Annotated in this window: 18 protein-coding genes and 1 pseudogene; 9 read left to right on the forward strand and 10 right to left on the reverse strand. The window is 71.4% G+C overall.

All coding sequences use genetic code 11. From position 1 onward, the window contains the following. The first annotated feature begins 214 nt into the window (after positions 1–214). Positions 215–439 (forward strand): hypothetical protein, encoded by a 225-nt coding sequence (locus I004_RS0118160; RefSeq protein ID WP_028436664.1) that lies wholly within the window; start codon positions 215–217, stop codon positions 437–439. A 388-nt stretch (positions 440–827) separates the two neighbouring features. Here I004_RS0118160 and I004_RS0118165 read toward each other — a convergent pair whose 3' ends face one another. After that, positions 828–1,361, reverse strand: coding sequence for a hypothetical protein (locus I004_RS0118165; RefSeq protein WP_028436665.1), 534 nt, complete (start codon positions 1,359–1,361; stop codon positions 828–830). 197 nt (positions 1,362–1,558) lie between these two features. On the opposite strand from I004_RS0118165, the gene I004_RS34655 reads away from it, so the two are divergent. Next, positions 1,559–2,479, forward strand: a complete 921-nt coding sequence (locus I004_RS34655) for a hypothetical protein (RefSeq protein WP_051345147.1) — start codon at positions 1,559–1,561, stop codon at positions 2,477–2,479. 63 nt (positions 2,480–2,542) lie between these two features. Here I004_RS34655 and I004_RS0118175 read toward each other — a convergent pair whose 3' ends face one another. Beyond that, the gene (locus I004_RS0118175) at positions 2,543–2,926 is read right to left on the reverse strand and encodes a VOC family protein (protein ID WP_486580095.1); all 384 of its coding nucleotides are present in this window, start codon (positions 2,924–2,926) and stop codon (positions 2,543–2,545) included. A 36-nt stretch (positions 2,927–2,962) separates the two neighbouring features. Continuing rightward, the gene (gene afsK / locus I004_RS0118180) at positions 2,963–5,572 is read right to left on the reverse strand and encodes a protein serine/threonine kinase AfsK (RefSeq protein WP_028436667.1); all 2,610 of its coding nucleotides are present in this window, start codon (positions 5,570–5,572) and stop codon (positions 2,963–2,965) included. A gap of 650 nt (positions 5,573–6,222) precedes the next feature. Between afsK and I004_RS0118185 the strand changes: the two genes are divergently transcribed. Together I004_RS0118185 and I004_RS0118190 are read left to right on the forward strand one after the other, a co-directional pair. Further along, positions 6,223–6,870 (forward strand): TetR/AcrR family transcriptional regulator, encoded by a 648-nt coding sequence (locus I004_RS0118185; RefSeq protein ID WP_037976740.1) that lies wholly within the window; start codon positions 6,223–6,225, stop codon positions 6,868–6,870. A 190-nt stretch (positions 6,871–7,060) separates the two neighbouring features. After that, a complete protein-coding gene (locus tag I004_RS0118190; protein WP_037976743.1) occupies positions 7,061–8,203 on the forward strand; it encodes a flavin-containing monooxygenase in 1,143 nt (380 codons plus the stop codon). A gap of 40 nt (positions 8,204–8,243) precedes the next feature. On the opposite strand, the gene I004_RS0118195 is transcribed toward I004_RS0118190, so the two are convergent. Beyond that, the gene (locus I004_RS0118195; protein WP_028436670.1) at positions 8,244–9,029 is read right to left on the reverse strand and encodes an NAD(P)H-dependent oxidoreductase; all 786 of its coding nucleotides are present in this window, start codon (positions 9,027–9,029) and stop codon (positions 8,244–8,246) included. A 184-nt stretch (positions 9,030–9,213) separates the two neighbouring features. On the opposite strand from I004_RS0118195, the gene I004_RS0118200 reads away from it, so the two are divergent. Continuing rightward, on the forward strand, positions 9,214–10,164 hold the full coding sequence (locus I004_RS0118200) for a helix-turn-helix domain-containing protein (RefSeq protein WP_051345176.1): 951 nt from the start codon (positions 9,214–9,216) through the stop codon (positions 10,162–10,164). Here the strand turns inward: I004_RS0118200 and I004_RS34660 are convergent. After that, entirely contained in the window at positions 10,161–11,600 is a 1,440-nt protein-coding gene (locus I004_RS34660; RefSeq protein WP_486580096.1) for an MFS transporter, read from the reverse strand. The genes I004_RS0118200 and I004_RS34660 overlap by 4 nt on opposite strands. A 70-nt stretch (positions 11,601–11,670) precedes the next feature. Here I004_RS34660 and I004_RS0118210 point away from each other — a divergent pair, with 70 nt between their 5' ends. Continuing rightward, positions 11,671–12,720 (forward strand): helix-turn-helix domain-containing protein, encoded by a 1,050-nt coding sequence (locus tag I004_RS0118210; protein ID WP_028436672.1) that lies wholly within the window; start codon positions 11,671–11,673, stop codon positions 12,718–12,720. Between the two features lie 51 nt (positions 12,721–12,771). Here the strand turns inward: I004_RS0118210 and I004_RS0118215 are convergent. The 3 genes and pseudogenes from I004_RS0118215 to I004_RS38265 all read right to left on the reverse strand — a co-directional run. Next, positions 12,772–13,086: pseudogene (locus I004_RS0118215) on the reverse strand (alpha/beta hydrolase); the annotation flags it as partial. 60 nt (positions 13,087–13,146) lie between these two features. Beyond that, positions 13,147–13,641, reverse strand: coding sequence for an ATP-binding protein (locus I004_RS34665; RefSeq protein ID WP_051345148.1), 495 nt, complete (start codon positions 13,639–13,641; stop codon positions 13,147–13,149). A 363-nt stretch (positions 13,642–14,004) separates the two neighbouring features. Further along, on the reverse strand, positions 14,005–14,382 hold the full coding sequence (locus I004_RS38265; RefSeq protein ID WP_028436674.1) for an STAS domain-containing protein: 378 nt from the start codon (positions 14,380–14,382) through the stop codon (positions 14,005–14,007). 413 nt (positions 14,383–14,795) lie between these two features. Between I004_RS38265 and I004_RS0118230 the strand changes: the two genes are divergently transcribed. Next, complete coding sequence (locus I004_RS0118230; protein ID WP_028436675.1) at positions 14,796–15,380, forward strand: sigma-70 family RNA polymerase sigma factor; 585 nt, start codon at positions 14,796–14,798, stop codon at positions 15,378–15,380. Beyond that, entirely contained in the window at positions 15,377–16,891 is a 1,515-nt protein-coding gene (locus I004_RS0118235; protein WP_486580097.1) for an MDMPI N domain containing protein, read from the forward strand. The genes I004_RS0118230 and I004_RS0118235 overlap by 4 nt, the downstream gene beginning before the upstream one ends. Before the next feature lie 52 nt (positions 16,892–16,943). On the opposite strand, the gene purU is transcribed toward I004_RS0118235, so the two are convergent. Beyond that, positions 16,944–17,900, reverse strand: a complete 957-nt coding sequence (gene purU / locus I004_RS0118240; protein WP_078511397.1) for a formyltetrahydrofolate deformylase — start codon at positions 17,898–17,900, stop codon at positions 16,944–16,946. 54 nt (positions 17,901–17,954) lie between these two features. Then, positions 17,955–18,401, reverse strand: coding sequence for an SCO4402 family protein (locus I004_RS0118245; RefSeq protein ID WP_028436678.1), 447 nt, complete (start codon positions 18,399–18,401; stop codon positions 17,955–17,957). Between the two features lie 215 nt (positions 18,402–18,616). Between I004_RS0118245 and I004_RS0118250 the strand changes: the two genes are divergently transcribed. Continuing rightward, the gene (locus I004_RS0118250; RefSeq protein ID WP_028436679.1) at positions 18,617–19,918 is read left to right on the forward strand and encodes an ABC transporter substrate-binding protein; all 1,302 of its coding nucleotides are present in this window, start codon (positions 18,617–18,619) and stop codon (positions 19,916–19,918) included. Positions 19,919–19,986: the final 68 nt, after the last annotated feature.

A 19,986-nucleotide genomic window follows, 5' to 3' on the forward strand; every position in this document is an offset into this window, starting at 1 on the left:
CCTGCGCGAGCTCACTTATCGGACGTTCATCGATCGTTTATCGCGGCTCGGCATGGTTACTGCATCGATCCGTCGCGTCGGGGGGCAGGCGGATCTGGGGGGAGGCCGCAATCCGGCTATGGTGAGCGGCCCAAAAGCCCGCCCGGCGACCCACGGGGGAGTCGCTGGGCGGGCGCGTCAGCACAATCGGCCACCAAAGCACAGGAGTTCGGCCATGAGCGAGACAACGCAGTCCACCGTTGAGGACTTCGAGAAGGACTTCCAGACCGCCCGTACCGGCGACGAGAAGGGCGACCGCAGCGGCATCGAGGTGATGGACGAGCACACGCCCATCCTCCCCGAGGCCGACGACGACGGCGTCTTGGTCCCGATGGACGAACACACGCCCATCGGCCCCGAGGCGGCACAGTCGAAAGAAACCGCGGACGACAGCAAGTAGGCCATTTTCACGGGGGATACAGCGGGCTTGGCGTCAGCGGCGCGGAGGGGGCGCCGCTGCCGCCGGGCCCGCTGCTTGAGCGTCGGCCCAGGGGGAATCCTGAAACTGCCGGCTGTTCGCCGACCGCACCGACCACGCATCTACCAGGGAGAGAAATGCCCAAAGTTCTGAGAACGCTCATCATTTGCTCGTTACTCATAGCAGGAGCAGTCTCTCCAGCGCTGGCCGCGGGAACGTCGCCGTCCGACGTGACGAGCGCTCACATCGTCCAGATCAATGACAACAGGGACGAGCACATACCCTGATCTTCAGCAAGCCGGACAACGGCGGAAGGGGGCGGGCCGTTCAGCGACCCGCCCCCTTCCGCGTCCTACGCCCTGTCAGCCCGTCAACGGACCGATTCCACAAGGCACTCGGAGACGTCGCCGATGCGCTTCGGATTGGCCATCCGTACGTCGACGGGCTCGGTGTCCCTGCTGCCGACCTCCACCTCCGCCTCTCCGGAGTCGACGTAACTCCCGGAGGAGTCAAGGAACTTGACTTTCACCCGGTAGGTCTTGGTGTAGCTCTTCGGGTTCCGGACCTCCACCACGGCCTTCGCCTCGCTGCCGCTCTGCGCCGCGCACTGCGTCACGGTGCCGGACGCCGTCCTGTTGCCGGCGCTTCCGTTCCTCGAACCCGTCGTCCCGGTGGTGCTGTTGTAGCGGCGCGAGCCGCTGTAGGAACCGCTGTCGGAGTCGTGCCGGTCCTTGCTCACGCTGTCGTAGCCGCTTCCGCTGCTGCTGTGGCTGCTGGAACTCGAACTGCTGCACCCGCCCGACTCGCCGCTGCTGCGACTGCCGCCCTTGCGTGCGGGGCTGAAGCCGCTGAGCGCGACAAGTACGACCGCCACAGCCGCGATGAGCTTGAGATGGCGCGACATGGTTGAGACCCCCGATTCTTGACATGGTCACTGAGGGCTCATGCCCCCGTGAGGGGACGCCGCGAGGTGGCCGAGGGGTTCCGCGAGGCGTACCGTTTTCTGCGGGACGGCGCACGCCTGCGTCGTCCGCCTGCTTCCCGACGGGAGAAGCCCCCGCGGGGAGGAGCGACCCGGCGCCCGGAAGCGAGGCGTAGCAGATGGTCCGCAATCTGCTCGGCATCCTGTTCGCGCTCGTCGGGGCGGCCGCGGCCGCGTGGAGCCCCTTCCTCACCTGGTACGGCGGCCGCCTCGGCCGCGACTACCGGGTCAACGAGCTGTTTACGTCCCCCGGCATCACCGGCACCCAGGCGGGTGTGTGGACGGGCCTGTTCCTTCCCATGGTGGTCGCCGCCGCGATCACACTGCTCGCGGCGCTGCTGCGTTCCCGGCTGCTCGTGGCGCTGGCCGGCCTGATCGTGCTCGGCTTCACCGTCCTGTGGATGGTCCGCCAGGGGCAGGAGGCGGGCACCCTCACGGCCGGCGCCGGCGGACTGGGCGAGGGCGTGGGCTACGCGGCCGGTGGCGGAGTGCTGCTGCTCGTCGGCGCGCTCGTGATGCGGGGGCGCCGCGCGAAGGGTCGCCGCCGCAAGGGCCAGGGACGCCGCGGCCGCGTGGACGACAGCGACGCCGCCCGCGCGGTTCCGCACGAGAATCACGAGTACTCCGAACTGCCGCAGCCTTACGGCCCGTTCGACACGCTGCCCGGCCCGCACGGCGCGTACCAGGCGGACGACTGGCAGGTCTACGGACGGCGGCACGATCCGTACTTCGACGACGACTCCACGCCCGCCGAGGAGTGGGACCCGTGGGCCCCCGGACATCCCGAACTTCCGCCCACGGTCCGGCCCCCCTTCATCCGTCCGGCCGAGGACGAGGTGGAGAAGGGACGGGAGGAGAAGGAGACGCCCGCCGAGCGGCCAGGGCAGGCGTCGGACGAGACGGCCGACCAGGCGCCGCAGGGCCCGCAGCAGCAGCCTCCGGCCCCCGAACCTCCCGGGGAAAGGGACGATCGCAGCCCTGAGGGCACTCGGCGGCTGCCGCGAAGACCCGACCACCGCCGCAGCGGTCCGTACGACTGACGCCGGATCCGGCCGCGCGCCCCTGCCACGGCCCGTGTGCCCCGGCGCCTGACTCCTGCCGGGTCAGTGCCCCGGCAGGAACAGACAGAACGGATGGCCCACCGGATCGAACAGGACGCGGACGCCCTCCTGCGGCTGGAATTCCGCGACGACCGCTCCCCCGGCGACGGCATGGGCCGAGGCGGAGTCGAGATCGTCGACCTCGATGTCCAGATGGACCATCATCTGCTGGTCGCCCCGCCCGGCCGGCCACACCGGCCTGACATGCTCCGGCTCCGTCTGGAACGAGAGCCCGGGCCCGCCGTCCGGCGCTTCGAGCATCACCCAGTCAGGCTCGTCCGACGTCACCCGCCAGCCCATCAGGTGGTGGTAGAAGTCCGCCAGCGCACGCGGGTCGGGTGCGCCTAGCACGATGCCGGCAAATCTCGTCCGCGGTCCGCCGCTCACAGCGCCTCCTCGTCCCGAAAGCCGTGACCGATGCGCTCAGGCCTGGCGAGCCTGCCCGGTGCCCTTCTCGGCGTCCAGTGCGTAGACGCAGCGGTCCTTGCTGCAGGCGTAGACGACACCGCGGTCGGCCACCGGCGACCCGGTGATCTCGCCGCCCGTGGCGAGCTTCCAGCGGAGCTGGCCGCCCACGGCGTCGACCGTGTAGAGGCAGTGGTCCGCCGAGCCGAAGTGCACACGTCCGTCCGCGACGACCGGCGCGCCCACCAGGTCGCCGGCGGCGGCGAACCGCCACCGGGGCGTACCGCTGACCGCGTCCAGCGTGTACAGCGCGCCGCCGCTGCCCAGGTGTACGAGCCCGTCGGAGACGACGACCGGCTCCGTCGAGTGCCGGGCCTCCGTCGCGATCCGCCATCGGTCCTGACCGGTGACGGCGTCGAGGGCGTAGACCGTGCCGAGGTAGTCGGCGAGGTACACGCCGCCGCCCGCGACCGCGGGGCCCTGCACGAACGCCGGTGGGCTGAGGAAGGCCGCGGGGGCCTCGAAGCGCCACCGCTCCGCGCCGCTGACGCCGTCCAGCGCGTGGACGCGGGCGCCCGCGCACACGTACACCACGCCGTCCTCGGCCGGGGTCAGCCGCAGCGGGACTCCGCCGGTGGCCGCGGCGTCGCCGACGGGGTACGACCAGCGCTCGGCGCCCGTACGGGCCTCCAGCGCGAACAGGCGGCCCTCGCCCCACGTGTAGACCGTGCCCTCGTGCACCGAGGGACCGGCCTCGCGGGTCTCGAACTCGGTCTGCGCGCCGCCGAGTTCCCACAGCTTCTCGCCGCTGGACGCCTCCCACACCTGTACGCCGCCGCCACGCGTACCGGTGACGACGGTTCCGCGGTCGACCTGGAGCGAGAACACCCAGCCGTCGGTCGCCAGCCGCCACAGCTCAGAGCCGTCGCGTGCGTCCAGCGCGTAGAGGCTGGGGCCGTCGGAAGCGTGCACACGTCCGCCGGAGACGGCCATGGACCAGGCCACCTCGCGCGTCCTGAACTGCCGGCGTCCGCTGGTGACGTCGAGGGCGTGAACCTCGAAGGAGGTGACATAGAGCAGATCGTCGGCGACGACAGGCGTGCCCCACACGTCGTTCGACATCCGGAAGCGCCACGGACGCCAGCGCTGCGGCTGCGACTGGCCCGCGGAGGCCTCACCGACGGCGCCGGGCGGCGGGACCGCTCCGGTCGGCCCGGCGAGAGGAGGCGGAGACGCCTCACCACCCGCGCCGGGTGCGGGCGCCACCGCTCCGCCTCCGGTGACCGGTGCACCGTTCGGCGGCCGGACCCAGCCGGTCGCGGGACCGGAGGCTTCGGCGCGTGCGTCCTCGGAGCGGCGTGGCCCGGGCCCGATGGGCACGTGCGAGCCGGGCAGCCGTATGGGAGCACCGTCCGCGGCGTCGGGCGACGAAGGCGCCTCGGCCGGCTGGACGGGTGCCGCGGCCTGGGCGGAGCGGTCCGCGCGGCCGCCCTGTGCCGAGTGAGCGGGGTACGACGCGATCGACCCGACGGCGGAAGGGCCTCCCGGACCGGCCGGGATGGCGTGCCGGGGCCCGCCCCGGCGCCCTCCTCCGCCTGCGGCGTGCGCCGGCGGTGCCTGTGTGACGGCGGGAGGAGCGGGGGCGGCGGACGGTGCCGGCTGTGCGGCACCGCCGTCGGGCCCGCCGTCCGGCGGCCCGTCCTGACGGTGGGCGGGCCGCCTCGGCGTGGGGCGTGCTCCGCGCTTGCGCTCGATGAGGGCCACAGCCCCCGCCGGCAGCCATGCCGAGGCCGTGCCGCTGTCGTCGCCACCCGACGAGAAGAGGTGCGGGGCGAGCTGGGACTGGATGTCCGCCGGGCTGGGACGCTCCTCCGCCGCCATGCGCATGCACGGGTCGATGAGCGGCCGCAGCTCCTCGTTCAATCCCTCCAGGTCCGGGCCGTCGCGCAGCAGCATGAAGACCGTCTCCACCGGGTTCGCGCCGTGAAAAGGCGCGTGCCCGGTGGCGGCGAAGACCAGCGTGGAGGCGAGGGAGAAGATGTCGCTCGCGCCCGTGACGCTGCGGGAGTCCCGTGCCTGCTCGGGAGACATGTACGCGGGCGTGCCGACGGCGACGTTCGTCATGGTCAGGCGGGTGTTCGACACACCGGAGGCGATGCCGAAGTCGATGACGCGGGGTCCGTCCTCGACCACGAGGACGTTCGAGGGCTTCAGGTCGCGGTGGACGAGCCCGGCACCGTGAATGGACTGGAGCGCCTCGGCGACTCCGGCCGCGAGCCAGCGGACGGCCTGCACCGGCAGTGGTCCGCACTCGTTGACTATCTCCTCGAGGGAGGGCGCCGGTACGAACGCCGTCGCGAGCCACGGCACGGCGGCCCTGGGGTCGGCGTCCACGACGGCCGCGGTGTAGAAGCCGCTGACTGCGCGCGCGGCCTCGACCTCACGCGTGAAGCGCACACGGAACAGCTGATCCTCGGCGAGCTCGGTCCGCACCGTCTTGATCGCCACACGCCGACCGGACGCCGAACGCGCGAGATAGACCAGCCCCATGCCCCCGGCGCCGAGTCGGCCGAGCACCTCGAACTGGCCGATCCGTCGCGGATCGTGCTGCGTCAGCTGCTCCACCACTTACCTGCCACCTCCCCGTCGGGGCCACTCGACTCCCCGCCCCGTGCAGCTTCTCACTGCCGTACCGGACACGCGGTCCACAGGCTGATTCTTCCTGCCCAAGGCGGTGGTTGCGAACCCGGGGGCCACCCCTGCGGGTCTGCGCAGGCCAAACAACGAAGCGCGAGGCTTCATTCCAGTCCTCGCGCAGGTCTGTACGGGGCGAACCCGGTGTTCACCGCGCGGCTGCCGGCCCCTCACGCGGTACCCGCCGAAGCGGGCCCGCAGGTCACCGGCGCGGCCCGGCGAGGCCGCCGTCCGCCCGCGGCGGATGTCTCTGCCCGTACGGCCATGGCCCGTCTGCCTCCCCTGCTCCGCCCTGCCTCTGTTCTGCTCCCGCCCCCCGGCGTGTGCGGACGATTCCACTCGTACGGCACGCTAGCCGCGTTCTGGAATCCGCGCAGGCCGATGGATCGAACGCACAGTGTTCTGCCCTCCGGTCCGCCCGTCTGTGCAACCTTCCGCCCCGCTCCCGTCCCGCTTCCCGCCCCGTCTCCCGTCATGTACGTCTGCCCGCTCTGACGGCCGGGACCCACCCCGTATCACGGCGGGTGCCATCCCTTTGGATGCGGCCGAATCGCGCGCCCGTTCCCCGTCGATAAGCTGACGGCATGACAGGACAAGTTCGAACCGTCGACGGGCGAGTGGCGGGTCGCCGCGGACAGGCGACGCGGCAGAAGCTGCTCGACTGCCTCGGCGAGATGCTCAGCTCGTCGCCGTATCGCGATGTCAAGGTCATTGATGTCGCCCGGCGGGCGGGCACGTCCCCGGCGACCTTCTACCAGTACTTCCCGGACGTCGAGGGCGCGGTCCTCGAGCTGGCCGAGTCCATGACGAAGGACGCCGCCGCGCTCAGCGATCTGGTGGCGGACCGTTCGTGGGCGGGCAAGTCCGGCTGGCGCACCGCCGAGGAGTTCGTCGACGGATTCCTCGCGTTCTGGCGCAAGAACGACGCGATCCTGCGGGTCATCGACCTGGGTGCGGCCGAAGGCGACAAGCGCTTCTACAAGATCCGCATGAAGGTCCTGAACTCCGTCAACCAGCCGCTGACCGACTCCATCAAGGATCTGCAGGCCAGGGGCCGGGTGGACAAGGATGTCAATCCGGCGGCCACGGCCGGCGCCCTCGTGATGATGCTGGCCTCCGTGGCGGGCCATCAGAAGGGCTTCCAGACGTGGGGCGTCAAGCAGGCGGATCTGAAGCCGAATCTGGCGATGCTGGTCCACCTCGGTGTGACGGGCCGCAAGCCCACCAGATGAACCGTTTCCTCTGAGCACCCCGAAAAACGTTTCTCCCTCTCCCCTCGGAGACGGTGATCGCTCTCCGTCTCCGCGCTTTCTCCGCGATCTCCCGCAATCGCCCGTACCTCGCCGACAGCGGCCTCCACGTACTCTTCCCGTGACGCTTCCGTGACGGGAACACCGCGCCACCAGCACTAAACTCTCCGTCATGCCCATGACTGACGACGGGGTTCCCGTTCACATCATCGGCGCCGGTCCTGGCGGGCTGGCCACCGCCGCCGCACTCCACGAACTCGGCATCAGCACCGTCGTGCTCGAGAAGTCCCCGTCGGTCGCCGCGTCCTGGCGCGCCCACTACGACCGGCTGCGGCTGCACACCACGCGCGGCTGGTCGGCGCTGCCCGGACTCGAGATACCCCGCTCGTACGGACGCTGGGTGGCACGCGACGACTTCGTCAGCTACCTGGAGAGCTACGCCGAGCACTTCGGCATCGAAGTGGCCACCGGCGTCGAGGTCGACACGATCGAGCGCAGCGGCGAGGACTGGGTGCTGCACGCGAACGGCGGGCGGCGGCTGACCACGCCTGTCGTCGTCGTGGCCACCGGCTACAACCACACCGCGCGCATCCCGGTCTGGCCCGGACGCGAGAGCTTCCAGGGCGACCTGCTGCACGCCTCCCGCTACCGCAACGCCAAGCCGTACGAGGGCAAGGACGTGCTCGTCGTCGGCGCCGGGAACACGGGGGCCGAGATAGCCGCGGACCTCGCCGCCGGCGGAGCCGCGCACGTGCGGCTCGCGATACGCACCGTCCCGCACATCGTGCGGCGCTCCACCCTGGGCTGGCCCGCTCAGGCCAACGGCATCCTCTGCCGCCGCCTGCCCACGCGGCTGGTGGACCGCCTCGCTGCACGCATGGCGAAGATCGCCATCCCGGACCTGTCCTCTCGTGGCCTGCCGCGGCCGGACACCGGGCTCTACACCCGGGCCCGGCAGGGGGCGATCCCCGTGCAGGACGTGGGGCTGATCGCCGCCGTGCGGAAGGGCAAGGTCGAGCCCGTCGCCGCGGTGGAGTCCTTCGACGGGGAGAAGGTCCGGCTCGCCGACGGCTCGGCCGTCGCCCCCGACGTCGTCATCGCGGCGACCGGCTTTCAGCGCGGACTCGAGGACCTCGTCGGGCACCTCGGCGTGCTCGACGAGACCGGCCGCCCGCTGGCGCACGGCCGCCGCACCCACCCGGAGGCCCCCGGGCTCTACTTCATCGGCTATACGAACCCGCTCAGCGGAATGCTCAGGGAGCTGTCGCTGGACGCGCGCCGGATCGCGAAGGCGGTCACGCGGGCGGCGGCCTGAGGCGCACCGGCCGGGGCTGAGGCCCCGGGACGGCAGCGGCTCACGCGCACACCTCGTGGACGGCGGGACCGGCGGCACCGGGCTCGATCCACGCCTGAAGCGTCAGGGTCTCGTCGTAGTCGCCGCCGTTCTCGCTGCGGAAGGCGAGCGGCTCCGCCTCGGGCAGGGAGCGCAGCCGCTCGCGCAGGGCGTCGGCGTACTCCCGGTGGCCCTCGTCGGTGAGGCGGTCCGCCCCGTACACGACGAAGGGCCGGTGAGGGGCCATGCCGGTGTACCAGAAGGTGCCGTGCAGCAGCGGCCACAGCACGTCGTTGACGTATCCGTGAATGCCGCGCGGAGCGAAGCCCGGCTCGCGGGAGCCGACCGAGGTGATCACCAGCGCGCGCTTGCCCGCCAGGCCGCCCTCGCCGTAGCGCAGGGTGCGCCCGTCCGGGCCCCGCAGCCCGAAGGCGAACCCCTGGACGAGTACGCGGTCGAACCAGCCCTTCATGATGGCGGGCGGCCCGAACCACCACATCGGGAAGTGGAAGACGAGGGTGTCGGCCCAGGCGATCTTGCGCTGCTCGGCGCGGATGTCCTCGCTCTGCTCGTCCGCGGTGTACGCGCGCTCCTGCTCGGCGCCGACGCTCAGCCGGGCCGCGTCGCCCGCGCCGGTCCCTGCCGGGCGTACGTCGGCGGCGTCCAGGACCGCCTTCCATCGCATCGCGTACAGGTCGGAGACCTGGGTCTCGTGCCCGTACGCGGTCAACTCGCGCAGCCCTTCCCGCAGGAGCGACGCGTTGAGGGAGCGCTGCTCGGGGTGGGCGAAAATCCAGAGAACCTTCATGGCTCGATGCTGCGCCGTCCGCTGTCGCCGAACGAGTGGCCAGATGGCCAGCATGTGGAAGAATCTGGCCATGACCGTCGTGTCCCCCTCGCCGTCTGGCTCGACCTCCCCCGCGCCGCGCACCGGCGCCCCGTTCCACGGCGACGGGCGGCACCGGGTCGCCGTGCTGGTGCGTCCCGGGGTGATGCCGCTCGAACTGGGGCTGGTGCACCAGATGTTCGGCGCCGCGAGGAGCCCGGAAGGGGCAGCGGAGGGCGGCGCCGCCCTGTACGAGACCGTCACCTGCGCGGTCACGCCCGGCCCGCTCCGTACGAACGCGGACTTCACCGTCCACGTCGCGCACGGCCCTGAAGCCCTGGCCGAGGCGGACACCGTGATCGTCCCGGCCACCCACGAGGACGACGACCCGGAGACGACGGGACGCCTCGGCGCCCCGCTCGCCGAGGCCCTCAGCCGCATTCGCCGCCCCGGCACGCGCATCGCCTCGATCTGCACGGGCGCGTTCGTCCTGGCCGCCGCCGGATGGCTGGACGGGATGCGGGCCACGACGCACTGGAAGTCGGCCGAGGACTTCCGGCGCCTCTTCCCGCACGTCGACCTCGACCCGGACGTCCTCTACACCCACGAGGGCGAGGTACTCACCGCGGCCGGCGAGGCAGCGGGCATCGACCTGTGCCTGCACATGATCCGCGGCGACCACGGCGCGGCGGTCGCCAACGACGTCGCCAGGGCGACCGTCGTCCCTCCCCACCGGGAGGGCGGCCAGGCCCAGTTCGTGCCGCGTCCGGTCGCGGAGCCCTCGGTGCGCTCGTCCACGGGCGCCGCCCGCGCCTGGGCACTCCGTCATCTCCACCGTCCCCTGTCGCTGCGCGAGCTGGCTGCGCAGGAGTCCATGAGCGTACGGACGTTCACGCGGCGCTTCCGCGAGGAGACCGGGCTCACCCCCGTGCAGTGGCTGACTCGGCAACGCATCGAGCGGGCGCGGCAGTTGCTGGAGGAGACGGACATGCCGGTGGACGCCGTCGCGGCACGGTCGGGCTTCGGTACGGGAGCCTCGCTGCGGCAGCACATGCACACGGCGCTGGGTGTCTCGCCACGCGCCTACCGCGTCACGTTCCGGGGCGGGGCCCTCTAGGCGCTTCCGGCGCGCGCAGCTTCCGCCTCCGGCCCGCCCCGTCCACGTATCACCAGTGCCATCAGCGCCGCGGTGCCGCACAGTGCCCCCGAGGCGATCCAGGCCACGTCGTAGCTGCCGAACGTGTCCCGCACCAGGCCCGTCAGGAACGCGACGATCGACGCGCCGACCTGGTGCGAAGCGAGGACCCAGCCGAAGACGATCGCCCCGTTGTCGCCGAAGTACCGGTGGCACAGGGCAATGGTGGGAGGCACCGTGGCGACCCAGTCGAGCCCGTAGAAGACGATGAAGAACAGCATCGACGGCCGTACGTTCTGCGCGAAGAGCATCGGGAGGAAGAGCAGCGACAGACCGCGCAGCGCGTAGTAGACGGCGAGCAGCCTGCGCGCGTCGAAGCGGTCGGTGAACCAGCCGGAGGCGACCGTGCCCACCAGGTCGAAGACGCCGATCACGGCGAGCAGCGAGGCGGCGGCGGGCACGGGCATGCCGTGGTCGTGCGCGGCGGGTACGAAGTGCACGCCGACCAGCCCGTTCGTGGAGGCGCCGCACACCGCGAAGGTGCCGGCCAGCAGCCAGAAGACCTTGGTGTGCGCCGCGTCGTACAGGGCCCGCAGCGCGCGTTTCGCGGCACCGGGAGGCGGGGTCGGCGGCGTGACGTAGCCCGGGCCCGCCCCGTACGGGAGCAGCCCCACGTCCTCCGGCCGGTCGCGCAGCACGATCAGTACGAGCGGCACCACCGCCAGCGCGGCGAAGGCGACGGTGAGCGAGGCCACCCGCCAGCCGGGACCCTCGACGAGCAGCGCCACGAGCGGCAGGAACACCAGCTGCCCGGCGGCTCCGCCCGCGGTGAGGATGCCGCTGACCAGGCCGCGGCGCTCGATGAACCACCTGCCGGAGACCGTCGCGGCGAAGGCCAGCGCCATGGAGCCCGTGCCGAGCCCGACGAGGAAACCCCAGCACAGGATGAGCTGCCAGGTGGCGTCCATGAAGACGGTCAGACCGCTGCCGGCGGCGATCAGCAGCAGCGCCCCCGAGACGATGCGGCGGATGCCGTAGCGCTCCATGAGGGCGGCGGAGAAGGGTGAAGTGAGGCCGTAGAGCAGGACGTTGACGGAGACGGCGGCGGAGATGGTGCTGTGCGACCAGCCGAACTCCGAGTGCAGCGGATCGATGAACACGCTCGGCGTGGCACGGAACCCGGCCGCGCCGACGAGCGCGACGAACGACACGGCCGCCACCCACCAGGCGCGGTGCACGCGCGGGGCGCGTCGCTGCGGGGCTGGTGTGCGGCCCTCACCCTCGGCGCCGGGTCCCTTGGCAAGGGACGTGGGCCTGGTCTGCGGTTCCGTGCCCGTCTCGATGTCTGGTTCGGTCTCTGGCTGCGGCGCCGGCTTGCTCGCCGGTCCCGTCGCTCGTTCGGTCGCTCGTTCGGTCACTGAATCAGCCTCCGCCGGGGGTCACCGGCGCACGAGTGGCCCGAAGGCCACGTTGTGCGAGGATCGGGCCATGACGTCGAGCGCCTTCCGCCACCAAGGGCTTCACCGTGTCGCCGTGCTCGTGCGGCACGGCCTGCTGCCGATGGAACTCGGCATAGCGCACCGGATGTTCGGCCGCTCCTGGGACGAGCACGGGAAGCCGCTGTACGAGGTCGTCACGTGCGCGGTGACGCCCGGGCCCGTCCGCACGGACGCGGACTTCACCGTCCACGTCGCCCACGGCCCGGAGACCCTGGCCGAGGCGGACACCGTGATCGTGCCCGCGTCGCACGAGCTGGACGAGCCCTACGCCAGCGGCCGCCTCGAACCGGCGCTGGCCGACGCCCTGGCCTCGATCCGGCCCGGCACCCGCATCGCGTCGATCTGCACGGGTGCGTTCGTGCTGGCCGCGGCCGGGATGCTGGACGGCAGGCGCGCGACGACGCACTGGGCCTCCTGCGAGCGCCTCCAGCGGCTGCACCCCGGCATCGAGGTCGACCCGGACGTGCTCTACGTCGCTGACGGCAACGTGCTGACCTCGGCGGGCGTCGCGTCCGGCATCGACCTGTGCCTGCACATGGTGCGCGAGGACTTCGGCGCCGATGTCGCGAACTCGGTCGCACGCCGCACCGTCGTGCCGCCCCACCGGGACGGCGGCCAGGCCCAGTTCATAGAGCGTCCGGTGCCGCAGCCGGGCGTCCACACCACGGGCACGGCCCGCGCGTGGGCTCTGCGGCACCTCGACAGGCCGGTGGACCTGCGCGAGCTGGCGGAGCAGGAGGCCATGAGCGTACGGACGTTCACGCGGCGCTTCCGCGAGGAGACCGGGACGAGCCCGCAGGTGTGGCTCACGCGGCAGCGCGTGGAGCGTGCGCGGCATCTGCTGGAGAGCAGCCCGCTGTCCGTGGAGAACGTCGCACGGGACGCGGGCTTCGGCTCGCCGTCCTCTCTGCGGCTGCACTTCCAGGCGGCGCTCGGCGTCTCACCCAGCGCCTACAGGCGCACCTTCAGGGTCCGGGGTGCCGGTCCGTCGCCGGCCGTCGCCGCGGGCAGCGCGAGCGTGGACGGAACGGCGGCCTGAGGGCGCGGCGCCGCCCGGGTTTCCCTACGGCTGCGTGATCCGGTCGCGCAGCCGGGAGTTGACGTCCCCTCGCGCCGCGGAGTCCATGAAGAAGCCGCCGCCGTGTATGTCGAGGTGCACGCCCCGCGGCGGACCGTCGACAGGCGTGAAGATCCTTACGGGGACGCGCGCTTCCGCCGCTCCGACCGTCTCCTCGACTGCCGGCGGATCGGCGGCACGAGGAACCGGCCTCCTCGCTCGTGCCTCCTTCAACTCCTCCAGCGAGCCGGGGCCACGGCCTGCCGCCCTCGACCTGTAGAAGTCACGAGCGTCAGCGACCTGCTCCGCGGGCACGTCGGCGAACAGTGCGTCCAGCGCGAATCGCACGCACCCCTCCTCATCAAGCGCGTCTCAGCCGGACGCTATCGCGGGCCCACGGCTGCGGTGCTACGCGAGTAAGCCCCCGTCCGCACTGCTCACCAAGCCCACCGTCAACTGCTCGGCGGGCAGGCCGGAAAGGGCGGCGAGGGAGCCCTGACCGCCGCCGGAACGGTCCAGTTCGCACCAGATGCGCTTGCCGAAGCCCTCGCGCTGCCAGCCCCAGCGGTCCGCGAGGCCGGAAACCAGCTCCAGACCGCGGCCGTTGGTGTCCTCGCCGTCGGTGTGACGCTGCCGGGGCGGGCATGTGCTCAGGTCCGCCACTTCGACGCGGACGGCACCCTGCGTGTGGCGGCCGGGCAGCACCATGCGCAGCACCGACGGAGTGCCCGCGTGCACAACGGCGTTGGTCACCAGTTCCGAGACCAGCAGCAGAAGCGTCTCCGCGAGCGCCTCGTCGCTGCCGATGCCGCAGCAGGCCAGCCTCGACCTGGCCCACCTGCGTGCGCGCCCCACCTCCGCCGGGTCCTCCCCGATCTCCAACTGCATCTGAAGCACCCGCACTGCTGACTCCGTCCGAAACTGGCGAGCACATCGCCACGCGCTTTCGAGAGATCACGGACCGTGAACTCTGGGAACAGCATGATTGACGCATAGTTGGGGCAACAAGCGCTTCAGGCATATTCCGGCGCAAAGGAGTAGTGGTGCTGCATACTGTGCGGCATCGCCCGGAGGGGTGCTTCACGGATGTACGTGACGTAAGGCGTCCCTCGGCGGGCAGCCGGGAGCGAGCGCGACGCACTGAAGGGCATCCGGCGAAGGGGCCGGGGCAGGCGCGAGCAGCCGGGAGTTCGCCCGGAAGGCGGTTCGTCTCGGGCTGGGGCGCGGGCGCGACAAGGCGCGAACGCAGGCCTGGCGGAGGGGTGCTCAGGCGGAGAGGGGACCGGCAGCCGTCTCCTGTGTGGCGGTCGAGAGGTCGGGATAGCAGTCGAAGAGACGGCGCACTCCGAGCGCGGCCAGCACGCGGTTCACATGCGAGCCGTCCTCGGCACCCTTTGCGGGGAGAATCAGCCGCAACTGCCCGGCGCAGGACCGCATCAGCCGGCGTGAGGCGATCAGGACGCCCACACCGCTGGAATCACAGAAAAGCACTTCCGAGAGATCGAGGACGAGGCTCCGCCGGCCTTCGGCAACCGCGTCGTGCACGTGCTGCCGTACGGCGGGTGAGGTGACCAGATCCATCTCTCCGGAGACCCGGAGAACGGCCCACTCCCCCCGTTCCTCCTCAGACACCTTCAACGACACGTCCTCGTATCCCCTTCGCTCGACTACACCTGCCCGGGCCCTGCGCACGTTGCGGAACGCTCCCTTCCCTGTGCGGCTGCCCGGCCCCCCACGGTCAAAACGAGCCAGTAACCAGAGCCTATGCGCTCGATGGCCGTTCTCCCCCGCAATGGTCGCAGTCATACCCGCATAACTCCCTGGCATTTTCGGGTGTGATCGCGCGTCGATACATCCTGAGCAATACCGCAACGTGACGGGATCGACACCATCAGCGATCAGCACTGGCAGCACATTGCCGCAAAGGGCCGTGCGTTGTCAGCCCCTCGCACTACATTCGAGGTGCCGGCTTGCGACAGGACGGCGGCGGGCACGGCAATGGGGGCATCCCAGGCCGAAGGCTCTGGGGGAGGCACGGATTTCGGCTGGGAGTCACGATGGCGAACGAGACACCACCGCGCTGGGACCGGAAGATGCAGCAACGTCTCGCGCGAGGTGAAGCCGCGGCGCTGGGCGAGTTGTACGACCGTTTCGCTTCGCTCGTGCACAGCTTGTCCCACCGTGTGCTCGAGGACGAGACAGCAGCCGACCGCGCCACGCGCGACGTGTTCGGCTACATCTGGGAGAACCCGCACGCCTACGACCCGAAGAAGGGCCCGATGCGCTCCTGGATAGCGGGAGTCACGCAGGAGATCGCGGCCGGGCGGCTGCGCAGACAGCACCGTGAGGAAGGGCCGCAGTCCCCCGATTCGCCGGAGCGGCGGGAGCAGATCGAGGAGAAGGTGCGCGCCGCGTCGACGGCCGCGCGCGCGGACTACATCGTCACGTCGATGCCCTCCTCGCTGCGCGCTGCGCTCGAGTTGACGTACTTCCAGCGCCGCGACTACCGCCAGACGGCACGGCAGTTGGGCGTGACGGAGGACGAGGCACGGCGGCGGCTGCGGCTGGGCCTTCAGCTGCTGTCGTCGGCCACGAGCCACCCGATGCCGGCGCACTCGAACGGCCCCGGGCGTTCCCGGTGAACGGGCCGTACGGACAGTTCCCCGGCGGCCACGAGGAGCCGGACGACAACGGCGGCCCCAGAGACGGCGATCCGGGATCGTGCGGTACGGGCGCCACCGGCAACGGCAGCGGCACCGCCGGCAGCGAGTGCCCGGGCGGAGGTGCGCACCGCATACCACCTCCCCGCAGTCCCGCAGAGGACTCGCCGTTCGGCACGGACCTGCCGGAGGCACCGCCGCCCGGTGCGCCCGCCGAACTCCCGGACGTGCCGAGGCAGTACGAGCCGCGCGAGCCGTCCGGCGCGTGGCCGGAGCGGCCCTCAGGGCCGCCTCACGAGCCGGCTGGGCAGGCAGCGTCCGCCGGACGGCCCGAGCCGGCTGAGCAGTTGCCCGCGCAGTTCGACCACCGGGTGCTGAAGTCGCTGCTCGGCGCCTGGGCCCTCTCCGCGTGTTCCATCGAGGAGACAGCCGCCGTCGAAGGACATCTGAGCGACTGCGGGACGTGCGCGGACGAGGCGCTGCGCCTGCGCGACGCCGTCGGTCTGCTGCACCCCGAGGACAGCCTGGATCTCGACCCGACGCTGCGTTCGCAGGTGCTGGAGGGCTGCATGGGACGGCGCCCGCCACAGGTGCCCCTGCCCGACTGGGCGGCTCCGTACGACGCGGAGACCTCCCGGCTCGACGCCCTGCTGCGGGACATGGCGGACGCCGAATGGCTCGCGCCCGTCCTGCTGCGCTGGTTCGACGGGCGGGAGCACGCCGAGCGGGAGACGACGGTCGGCGGGGTCATCGCCCATCTGTACGCCGTCGACGGCCTGGTGGCCACCGCGCTGGGCCTGCCCGACCCGCTGGACGCCCGCACCGGGAGCGCCGCGCCGGAGGAAGCCGCTCCTCTCCTCCCGTCCTGCCCCGCCTCGCGCACGGAAGAGTTCTGGCGCGCGGACACGGACGTACTGCGCACGCCGAGCGCCCGCGAGCCGTGGCGGGAGCAGGGCCACGCCATGCTCCGTTCCGCGTCGTTCGCGGGCGGCGGCGTCGCCGGACTCGACGTCTTCTACGGCGACTTCACCCTCCCGGTCCGCGACGCTCTTCTCGACCGGGCCTTCGAGTGCTGGATGCACGCCGAGGACATCGCCGACGCGATCGACTACCCGTACGCACCGCCGCAGGGCCGGCACATGCATCACATGGTGGACCTGGCCGCGCGGCTGCTGCCCGGGACGATCGCCTCGCGCCGCCGTGCCGGCCTGTCCACCGCGTCGAGGCGGCTGACCACCGCGGGCGCCCCGGGGCGGGCCCTGCATCTGGAGGTTGAAGGCGACGGCGGAGGCGACTGGTACATCCCTCTGGACTCCCCCGCGGCCTCGGTCGGTCCGGGCGACGCGGTGGCCCATGTGGCCCTGGACCGCTACGAGTTCTGCCAGCTCGTGGCCGGTCACGTACCTCCGCTGGAGACGGCCGCCGGCCAGGACGGCGACCGGGAGGCGGTGCGCGACGTCCTGTTCGCGGCGGCCTCGCTCTCGCGTATCTGAGTCCCCGCCGCCGCAGGGTCCTTGAGCGCCCGGCGGAATCCGGTGCCGTGCGTCAGGCGAAGACGACGGTGCGGTGCCCGTTCAGCAGCACCCGGTGCTCGCTGTGCCACTTGACCGCCCGCGCGAGCGCCTGGCATTCGACGTCTCGTCCCACCGCCACCAACTGCTGCGGTGAGGCCTCGTGGCCGACCCGTTCCACTTCCTGCTCGATGATCGGGCCCTCGTCCAGCTCGGCCGTCACATAGTGCGCGGTGGCGCCGATCAGCTTGACGCCACGGGCGTGCGCCTGGTGGTAGGGCCGTGCGCCCTTGAAGCTCGGCAGGAACGAGTGGTGGATGTTGATGATCCGGCCGGGCAGCTGCTTGCACAGGTTGTCGGACAGGACCTGCATGTAGCGGGCCAGCACGACCAGTTCGACGTTCTCCTCCTCGATGAGACGCAGCAGCGCGGCCTCGCTGTCCTGCTTGCTCTCCTCGCTCCCCTTCGTGACGGGGATGTGGTGGAAGGGGACGTCGTAGGAACCCGCGAGCCCTTCGAAGTCGGTGTGGTTGGAGACGACGGCCGCGATGTCGACCGGCAGGGCTCCGCTGCGGGAACGGAAGAGCAGGTCGTTGAGGCAGTGGCCGAAGCGGCTGACCATCAGCACGACACGCATGCGCTCGGCTGCGGGATGCACCTGCCAGTCCATCTGGAAGGAGTCGCCGACCGCGGAGAAGCTCGCGCGCAGCTTGTCCACCGTCACGCCCGGGTCCGCGGAAAAGTGGACGCGCATGAAGAACAGGCCCGTGTCGTGGTCGCCGAACTGCTGGCTGTCCTCGATGTTGCAGCCGGTCATGAAGAGATAGCTCGACACGGCGTGCACGATGCCCTTCTTGTCCGGGCAGGACAGCGTGAGGATGTACTCCTCCCGCACCCCGTCGCCTCCGCGCTTCCGTGCGGCGGCGATGCCTCCGGTGAGGGAGGTGGGGTCGTGCTGTGTGCTGTCGGCATCGGCGTGCGGCTCGCTCATGAGGTCAAGCCTTGCACAGCTCGACGTGCCCTCCCGACCGCCGGCCTGCGTTCCTCAGACCGAGTGCTGCATGATCGCCAGCACGTCCAGGGAGCGGGGCGGCTCGTCCGGGTTCTCGGCGTCGTTCGTCGCCAGCCTTACGTGTGCGTCGCGCGCCGCACGTACCGCTTCGGGCCAGCCGTGGTGCTCCATGTAGGAGACGACGGGGGCATCCGCCCCGACCTGGTGCATTATGCGCAGCACCCGGAGCACGGCAGTGTCGACGAGGGCGGCTTCCTGCGAGTCGCGGAAGATCGTGCCGACATACTTCTCGGCGGACCAGTTGTCCAGCCAGGTGTCCTCGACCAGGCGGTACACGGCGTCGGTGACGTCGCCGAAGCCGGGGCGGCCCGTCGCCCAGCAGTCTTGCTGGAAGGCGGGGTCGGAGAGCATGTGCAGCGCCGAACGCACGTTGCTGCGCCAGCGCCACCAGGGCAAGTCATGGACGGGCATGGTGCCCATGGTGGTGGACCGAGGGCCGCCACGGGAAGCCCTCACGGAATCTTGCGGCAGAGAACACTTCCGGACACAGTTGCGCACTCCCTGCCCACTTCGTTACGTACCGCGATACGTTTCGCTCACCTGGGCCGTACGTGGACGCGGTCTTCACCCTCGTGTCATCTGCAGTTGACGCACCGGGGCCCAGGCGTTTGGCAGCGGACGGCAGCGTGCGCCACATGACTGCACGGCGTCGCCGCCCCGCCCTGTCCGCCACCGTCGCTTCTGCGAGCGCCTGCGTGATGCTGCTGGGCGGCTGCGGGGTGATACCGGGCACCGGCGACGACGAGACGGTCACGGTCATGACGTGGGCGCCGCAGGGCACCAAGGCGACGAACATGCCGGGCATGCCCGCGATGGCTCAGGCGTACGCGCGCTGGGTCAACTCACGAGGCGGCATCAACGGCCACCGGCTGAGGGTGCTGACCTGCAACGACCACAACGACACCGTGCGTGCCGCACACTGCGCGTCGCGAGCGCTCAAGGAACGCGTGGTCGCGGTCGTGGGCTCTTACAGCCAGTACGGCCGCGCGTACATGTCGGCGCTCGAACGTGCCGGCATCCCGTACATCGGGGGCTACGGAGTCGCGGACCAGGAGTTCAGCAGCCCGCTGTCCTACCCGGTCAACGGCGGCCTGCCCGCGCTCGTCGCGGGGAACGGCCGCCAGCTCGCCGCCGGTGGCTGTTCGCACGTCTCGCTGGTGCGGCCCGACACCAGCGTGGGCGACCAACTGCCCAGGCTGATCAACGCGGGTCTGGCGCACAGCGGCGCGGGGCCGGTCACGGACGTACGGGCTCCGGAGGACGCCTTCGCGTATGCCCGTCACGCACGCAGGGCCCTGAACAGCGCGAACGCCCAGGGCGCCGCGGCATTCGGCACATCGGTGGAGGGCCGCCGGACGAACGTGCCGTGCGTCACCGCGGTGCTGGGCGGACGCACGGACACCTTCTTCGACTCGTTCAGGCGGGTGCAGAAGGACAGTCCGCCGGTGCGCACGGCGTCGGTGCTCGGGAGCCTCCAGCAGTCCCTTGTCGACAGGTCGGGCGGGCAGGCGAGCCCGCTCGAGGGCGCGTACGCCACAGGCTGGTACCCGGCCGCGGACGACCCGCGCTGGAAGCCGATGAAGAAGGTCATCGGGGAACACGCCTTCGGCGACAACCGCGTGGACCCCACGGACCCGGGCGTGCAGACCACATGGATCGCCTATACCGTGCTGCAGCGGGTGATGGAGTCCCTCGGCGAGGAAGAGGTCACGGCCAAGTCCGTGCGGAACACGCTGGACACACGCGGCGCCGTCGACACCGGCGGTCTGACACCGAAGCTGAACTGGACCTACGGCAACATGCTCGCCGCCCGCGACTTCCCGCGCATCGTCAACACGAAGGTGACCTACCAGCGCGTGCGCGAGGGGAGGTTGACGACGGTGCACGACGGGTTCGTCGACGTACAGAAGACGCTGGAGAACGGACCGTCGTCCTGACCTGACCGCTCGGTCGCCTCACCGCGGACGCCCGCCGGCCCCGTGCCGCGTCCGGCGTCCACGACTCC

The organism is Streptomyces sp. TAA486 (assembly GCF_000426165.1).

Excerpts from the sequence above, each read along its gene's own strand:
- I004_RS34655 (WP_051345147.1), top strand. The coding sequence starts at position 1,559 with ATGGTCCGCAATCTGCTCGGCATCCTGTTCGCGCTCGTCGGGGCGGCC.
- I004_RS0118210 (WP_028436672.1), top strand. The coding sequence starts at position 11,671 with ATGACGTCGAGCGCCTTCCGCCACCAAGGGCTTCACCGTGTCGCCGTG.
- I004_RS0118250 (WP_028436679.1), top strand. The coding sequence starts at position 18,617 with ATGACTGCACGGCGTCGCCGCCCCGCCCTGTCCGCCACCGTCGCTTCT.
- I004_RS0118195 (WP_028436670.1), bottom strand. The coding sequence starts at position 9,029 with ATGAAGGTTCTCTGGATTTTCGCCCACCCCGAGCAGCGCTCCCTCAAC.
- I004_RS0118245 (WP_028436678.1), bottom strand. The coding sequence starts at position 18,401 with ATGGGCACCATGCCCGTCCATGACTTGCCCTGGTGGCGCTGGCGCAGC.
- I004_RS0118185 (WP_037976740.1), top strand. The coding sequence starts at position 6,223 with ATGACAGGACAAGTTCGAACCGTCGACGGGCGAGTGGCGGGTCGCCGC.
- I004_RS0118230 (WP_028436675.1), top strand. The coding sequence starts at position 14,796 with ATGGCGAACGAGACACCACCGCGCTGGGACCGGAAGATGCAGCAACGT.
- I004_RS0118200 (WP_051345176.1), top strand. The coding sequence starts at position 9,214 with ATGCCGCTCGAACTGGGGCTGGTGCACCAGATGTTCGGCGCCGCGAGG.
- I004_RS0118165 (WP_028436665.1), bottom strand. The coding sequence starts at position 1,361 with ATGTCGCGCCATCTCAAGCTCATCGCGGCTGTGGCGGTCGTACTTGTC.
- I004_RS0118190 (WP_037976743.1), top strand. The coding sequence starts at position 7,061 with ATGCCCATGACTGACGACGGGGTTCCCGTTCACATCATCGGCGCCGGT.
- purU (WP_078511397.1), bottom strand. The coding sequence starts at position 17,900 with ATGAGCGAGCCGCACGCCGATGCCGACAGCACACAGCACGACCCCACC.
- I004_RS0118160 (WP_028436664.1), top strand. The coding sequence starts at position 215 with ATGAGCGAGACAACGCAGTCCACCGTTGAGGACTTCGAGAAGGACTTC.